The organism is Lactobacillus sp. UMNPBX19, assembly GCF_002553805.1.
In the GTDB taxonomy this organism is placed as follows: domain Bacteria; phylum Bacillota; class Bacilli; order Lactobacillales; family Lactobacillaceae; genus Lactobacillus.
The window spans coordinates 1-7,069 of record NZ_PCYR01000043.1 but is presented as its reverse complement, the minus strand read 5'-3'; the positions used below and the strand labels follow the sequence as shown (position 1 = coordinate 7,069).

3 protein-coding genes and 1 pseudogene are annotated in these 7,069 nt (G+C 42.1%); 2 read left to right on the top strand and 2 right to left on the bottom strand.

The genetic code is table 11. The annotated features are described in order from the left end of the window. Positions 1-266: 266 nt before the first annotated feature. On the bottom strand, positions 267-4,007 hold the full coding sequence (locus CP370_RS08695; RefSeq protein WP_098046672.1) for a YSIRK-type signal peptide-containing protein: 3,741 nt from the start codon (positions 4,005-4,007) through the stop codon (positions 267-269). Between the two features lie 109 nt (positions 4,008-4,116). Here CP370_RS08695 and CP370_RS08690 point away from each other — a divergent pair, with 109 nt between their 5' ends. Then, complete coding sequence (locus tag CP370_RS08690) at positions 4,117-4,995, top strand: IS982 family transposase (RefSeq protein WP_087712508.1); 879 nt, start codon at positions 4,117-4,119, stop codon at positions 4,993-4,995. A gap of 5 nt (positions 4,996-5,000) precedes the next feature. On the opposite strand, the pseudogene CP370_RS08685 reads toward CP370_RS08690, so the two are convergent. Next, positions 5,001-5,084, bottom strand: a pseudogene (locus CP370_RS08685) (helix-turn-helix domain-containing protein); the annotation flags it as partial. Positions 5,085-5,381: 297 nt separating this feature from the next. On the opposite strand from CP370_RS08685, the gene CP370_RS08680 reads away from it, so the two are divergent. After that, on the top strand, positions 5,382-7,069 hold a 1,688-nt coding region (locus CP370_RS08680; RefSeq protein ID WP_143467872.1), incomplete at its 3' end, for a DUF1542 domain-containing protein.

The window sequence follows — 7,069 nt, the reverse complement described above, 5'->3', positions numbered from 1 at the left end:
AGTATAACAGTAACTGGGACGGTTTTTAAGTACACTATTTTATTTGACGCTTACTCATGATTCGGGAATTATCAAAAAAGAGAACTAGACCAATAGCTAAAGTAGCTTAGTCTAGTTCTCTAAATTCTCTTCATCCTTACCGATTAACAAAGAGTCTAATTTACCAACAAAAAAAGGACTGCTTACAATAAATACTAAGTAGTCCTTTTCATAGTTTAGACGAATCGAATACAGCACTTAAATATTGGGAAAGAAAATTATGTTATCTAGTTGCGTTTCTTCTTCAATCCGCCTAAACCAAGCATTGCCAGTAAGCCAGCTAAACCTAATCCAGCTACAGCCGCATCATTCTTAGTATTACCTGTTTGTGGTAATGCTTGCTTGTTGTTTTGACTGTTGTCACCATTACCGTTGTTAGTAACATTAGTGTTTACGGTCTCGTCACTATTACCGTTTTGGGTACCATTATTGATACCATTGTTATTACCGTTATTACCTGGGTTAGTATTGTGGTTACCATTATCACCAGGGTTAGTGTTATGGTTGCCGTCATCGCCAGGGGTGGTATTGTTACCATTGTTGCCGGAGTTCTTGTAAGTTACTTCTACAGTTACGTCAGCTGTATCAGCAGTTACGTTTTCTTCAGCAACTTCCTTAGCAGCATTACCATCAACATATGAAATAAAGCCGTCGAGTTGTGGAACATTAAATTGACCCCAATCCTTAGCCGAATCAGTTGCTAATGTCCAGTTACCATAGGAAATAACCTCATCAGTAACTTCATCTATGGTCTTAGTCCGGTTGAAGTTAACCTGCTGTGTTGTAGTATCAACCATTCTATCTGGGTTGTTAACCTTGATTGTCCGAGTTACGGTCTTGAACATATCAGCATATACAGGATCGCTTGGATTTACACCTGGATCATTTGGCTTGATATCCTTAGTAGCGTGAACAAGATTAATAGTAATTGTCTCGTTTGCGTTTGGCATCATGACACTAGTTGGTAAGGTTTGACCTTCAGCAAGCTTGTAGCCTTCTGGGGTAGTAAGATTTACCTTTTGATCAGTACCAGGCTGACCAGTGACAGTAACATCATGACCCTCAACTGGCTTCTTGTCAGTCTCATCGTAGAACGTGTACGTTACTGTAGTATCTTCAGTTGGTGTTGGCTTGATATCCTTAGTAGCGTGAACAAGATTAATAGTAATTGTCTCGTTTGCGTTTGGCATCATGACACTAGTTGGTAAGGTTTGACCTTCAGCAAGCTTGTAGCCTTCTGGGGTAGTAAGATTTACCTTTTGATCAGTACCAGGCTGACCAGTGACAGTAACATCATGACCCTCAACTGGCTTCTTGTCAGTCTCATCGTAGAACGTGTACGTTACTGTAGTATCTTCAGTTGGTGTGACATGATCAAGCCGATAAATTGCTTCTTTTAACTTATTTTGGGAATACATTAGGTTATAGTAATCCCCCAAGTCCTTAAAGTTCGTCACGTTTGTCAGCTGCGGCTTTAAGTTTTTCAAGGCCTGATCAAAGGCCGCTTGTCTAGGTTGACTAGCTTCAGTGTACCGCGGAGTAGTCTTGATATTTTCGGCCCCATCGACTAAATCATAAATCCCCTTAATAATCGTTCCTGGGGTGCTCTTACTACCAATCGTCCGCATCCAACTAGAAAGTGAATCAGATAAGTTACTCCGGTAAATATTAACATTGGCTTGCCCATCAATTGGAAGATTGGACCAATCTAAAACCAATTTATTAGTCTGTGGATCTCGTTTACTTAAGTCAGTATAAAGGGTACTTAAATCCTTTACTAAGGTACCCGTACTTGAATCAAATGGTGCTACCGCCCTCGTATACGTATCTAGCAGACTGTTGTATTGATAACCATATTCCTCATAATTAGCTGGGTCCAAGGCACTAATATCATTTTTCAAAGTCTTGGCGGCATCATTTAAGGCTGCTAGCCTTGTTTTGTATGCTTCTTCATATGCGGTTGGACTATCTTGTGGTGGGGTTACCGTTTGGTCTGTTGGGTTATACTTCCAAGCGTTAACGAAGTCATCACTAGTAACATAGCTCAAAAAATCCTTAACCTTAGTTGTATAATCCGTAACTTCCTTGCTTAATTCCTCCAATGGAACCGTCCGCACATAATTATTGGTAACCGTTAACGTTCCCGTTTTCGCATCAAATAAACGGGTTTGAGTTAAGGTATACCCTTTAATTTTTGGCGCCGTTACACCAGTATCTTTCGCAATATCTTCCGGAGTATATTCATCCGCCATTAAATTCTTGCCATCGGCCGTTTTAGCGGGCGCAGTTTGGTTAGCATCAAGGTATACGACTTGCGTTCCAACCTTTGGAACAATGACATTTACGGAATATTGGTGGGTAAAGGTATCACCAGTATTCACTACCGCGCTAGAATACGTGTCACTAATATTTTTATACTGATCGTAGGGATTCTCTACGGTATAGATAACCCCATTTACTCCTTCAACCTCATTAGTAATCTTTTGATACCCAATAGTAATTTCCCGCTCGGGCATCGTAACATTTTCTAAGCCCTTGGTATCAAATTTATCCTCCACCTGGACGGTAATATTCTTATATTCTCGAACCTTAGATATTTCCTCACCGGTAAGGTGACCGTAGTAATAAGATGAACCTCCTTGAAACGTCCCAAAGGCCGTAATTACCCCCGAAAAAGTCTGTTTAGCCTTAATATCAGGATTGGAAATCGCATCGAACGAAACCGTATAAGTCCCGGCCTGCGTATTATTCCATGCCCCCCAAGACTTCCACATATATGCTTGGGTAAAGTTAGCCTGATTATATTGACCATTGGTGGAAGGATTGCTATCAGCATTCATCGTGATCGACTCAGCAAACATCCCCATCCCGTTACCTTGCCGTTGCACCTCACGCTGTCCCCAATATGAAACCCGAGGTGAAGTCCCATCCCAACCGGGAACATCATTGAAAAAGTGATTATGAACTTGGGTTGCATTATCCGCATACTTCATATTACTAATTAAGAGGGATTGATCATGGCTATAATTAGCATCCCTTCTAGCTTGACTCCAAGCATTTGACCACGCACCATAGTCCGAATAAAAGACTTTACTGAGCGAGTGCCCTTGCGCATCATAAAGTTTGCCATGATCGATTAGGAACTCTTTATCTAGAACTTTAGCATCACTCGTCTTACCATCCTTAAAGTTGTCCGCATTATTTAAGTAGTAATACGTCTTAAAATTAATATTTCCGACAATGTTTAAATCCTTAGATAACGCGAATCCCATCCGGGCATTGGACATTTTGTAATCTCGATCACCATCACCGTTATAAAAACGACTCGTTGGCAAAAAGGTGATTTCATAGTGCTTTAAGTTAGGATTATTAGCGTCCTGGGTTACGACAACCGAAATTGTCTTATTCGGGCCAAATTCATTTGTATTATAGCCGGCCCAAGTATTAAAGTCATCATAAACTGGTGTACCACTTAGATCCACCGTTTCCTTTGAAATCGAACCGATTGAAGCACGATCTTGTCCACTAACCGGCGGAACCGGTGTGGCATCCTTAAGACCGACAGCACTGCTAGGGATCTTTTGATCTACCTTATCATCAACTGGATTAACTGGAGCTCCCCCGGGTGTGGCATCCTTATGACCGACAGCACTGCTAGGGATCTTTTGATCTACCTTATCATCAACTGGATTAACTGGAGCTCCCCCGAGTGTGGCATCCTTATGACCGACAGCACTGCTAGGGATCTTTTGCTCTACATTATCATCAACTGGAGCTTCACTAGCGGTCGATGCTTGATTGGGCACCCCGCTTGCGGCGTGGGCCACGCTGGTAGCCCCGAAGTACAGAGAAGTCGACAGTAACACTGACACGACCCCCACTGAAAGCTTACGCAAGCCAAAATGTTGGACTTGGCGTTGCGCTGCCAATTGCTGCTGAAGTTTTTGATTTGCTTTGGAAATTCTCATATGTCATTTCTCCTTGTAGTTAAATTACGCGATTTGCTAGTTCGTAACATTTAACAAAAAAAGTCTAACAAGGTTAGACTCAAAGTAGACTAAAAAAGGAGTCTTTGCCTTGTTAAGCTACTTTGAGTCTAGTTATGATCGCCATGATTTTCAAGCGGTTTTTGCCCACACTTGTTCTGAATTACAACAGTTGATGCAAGATTTTGTCCCACGAAAATTTATGGAATGGCGCAATATTGAACACGTCAAACTATCTGACGCTGAGATAATGGCCCTAATGCTCCTCAAAACGCAATATCATGTTTCAACTTGGACGGCCTTTTACGATTTAGTGCAAGCTACGATCCCTTCGTTACCCTTGTTGGAGTATTCCCGCCTAATCCGTCGGATTAACCAGGTCACACCAGTTTTTCAAGCAATTCGCCGAGGCTTGTTAACGTGGATTACGCCTTCCCAAACAGCCATTATCGATAGTTATCCGCTCCCGCTTTGTCAAGGGGTTCGTAATGCTCGAGCTCGCTTGTTTGCTGGGATTGCTAACATTGGCTATAACGCTACGAAACAGCTGTACTTCTATGGTTTCAAAGTTCACATGATCGTAGAACCTAGCGGCCTGATTCTCGATTATGAAGTGACACCAGCTTCAATCCATGACGTTAAGGCTGCTCCAGAATTGATTCAAAACTGCCCTTGTCCACAAATTCTAGCTGACGTCGGCTACGTCGGTAAAGACTTACGAAGTAAGGTTGAGCAACAAGGTCACGACATCTGGACGCCGTATCGTTCAAATATGAAAGGTGCAAAACAGCATAATCGGTCAGCCCGTAAGCGGACGCGTCGCCTTATTGAGACTGCATTTGCTAAATTGAAACTCTTGGGAAGCGAACAGACTTATGCTCGTAGTTTGGTGGGATTGCAAGCACAGATCGAGGCACTTGTCATGACGAATAATCTAGCAAAATTTGGAATGTTACAAACTAGCAATTGACGTTTAGCGATATATCGCAAGGAACGTCCTTCATTATGAAGCGTTTCAATGACAACGCGGTTCTGGAATGATAAAATAGTGGTGCCCATTAAGGTCCTTCTTTCTAATGGAATGTTGAGGTAACACCATTAAAGACCTTGATGGGTTTTTCTGTCCACTTAAATGTTCAACTTAAATTTTACAATCTGCCTTTTTGTTATGTTTTGATAGTTGACAATCGATTGATTACTAAGTAGGATTTTAGTAACATCAAGTGACGAACACCAGCTTACGCGGGGAGCAGCTTGGTGATGCGACCGCTGCGGCGGGCCCACGCGTTGAACAATCACGTGTGAGACGGGGTTGTCAGCTTAAAATCACGGATAAATTGAGGAGGAAACAAAGTAATGATGCGCAGAAAAGCGAGTGGTAATCGGGAACAGCAACGGTTTAGCCTCCGGAAAGTTTCCGGCCACCTTACGTCAGTCTTAATTGGGGTCACGATTTTTGGGGGCTTAATGTTGGAGACTCCGAAGGTCCACGCGGAGGTCAACCAATCGGCCAGTGCCAGTGATGCCAACGCTATAACTAGCCCAGCCAGTGCGGTTACTAGCACAACGGATGATCAAGCGACCAGCAGTGCCAGTGATGCCAACGCTATAACTAGCCCAGCCAGTGCGGTTACTAGCACAACGGATGATCAAGCGACCAGCAGTGCCAGTGATGCCAACGCTATAACTAGCCCAGCCAGTGGGGTTACTAGCACAACGGATGATCAAGCGACCAGCAGTGCCAACACCTCAGCAACGTCAGCCACTAAGTCAGCACTTAAGGATGTAGAGCACGAAACAACAACTACGACACCGGACTTCAGTCACCCGACAACGACCAGCACCTCAACGGCAGTTCACACTCGCACTAAGAGAAGCTTAGCAATGAGGTTGGTGTCGATAACGGAAGATACGCATACGCCAGCGGCCACAGGAAATAAAGCTGAAATTTATACTGGTGTAAATACCCCAGCAAGGGTTCCTGATGACAAAGTAAAAGTTACAGTAAAAGTAACTATTAAAGGGTATCAAAATAAGATTTTTTCTTTTGATGACGGTTTAACATATGAAATGCGAGCCGTCTCGGATTCGGACCCATTAGTACTTATAGCTGGGGGTTATAGTACCCCTTGGTCATCAACCTTCTATATTCTTAGTCCAAAAAGTGATAAAACTTATTCACAAATTGTTCTTGGTCAAGATATTCGATTAATAAACAGTAATATTAATAGCGATTATAGAGCTTATGTAACAACTGTAACTTATAAAAATGATACTGACATTAACAATGGGGTTAAGTTCATTACCATTGAAGTAGCTAAAAAGCCTAAATTAACCACGGCTGCTCAAGCAGGATATGTCTTTAGAAAAGGCGATCTAGTTGACAATACGGCGACAAACTATATTAGTAATAATAATGAGTTGCCAGTTAAGGTGGTAATGACAACACCGTTTAACACGTCTGTTGCTGGGGATAGGCAAGCAACTGTTACTGAAAATTATCCTGGTGGAGAAAATTCTTGGGAAACTGATTATGTAGTTCCGGAAAGTTTAACGATTCAGTATCAAGTTACAGATGCTAAAGCATTACGGGATAAGATGCAAGAGGTGGGTCAATCCGATGCTTTTGAATATGCAAGTGCGGATAAGAAAGCTAAGTATCAAGAACTTTTAACAAAAGCCAAAGATGTATATAAGAATCATCAGTCAACGCAAAAAGAGATAAATGATGCTTTGAAAGCTTTAACTAATAATGAGAAAAATTTAGATGGGCTTGCCAATAATGCCATTGATCAAGCTGCTAAGACTAAGGACGCTGCAATCGATGCTTCAAACTTAACTGCTGAAGAAAAGGATGCTTTGAAGAAGCAAGTTTCTGATGAAGTTAAAACAGCTAAGGCTGCAATTGATGCTGCCACTAAAGACGCTGATGTTACTACAGCTAAGAACACTGGTGTTGGAAAGATTAACAACATTAATGTTCCTGCTGCTTCTGCAACTAAAGATGATGCCAACAAGGCAATTGATGATGCTTTAGCTAAAAA

Bases quoted from the DNA above. Each gene is read 5' to 3' on its own strand.
- CP370_RS08695 (WP_098046672.1), bottom strand. From the start codon at position 4,007: ATGAGAATTTCCAAAGCAAATCAAAAACTTCAGCAGCAATTGGCAGCG.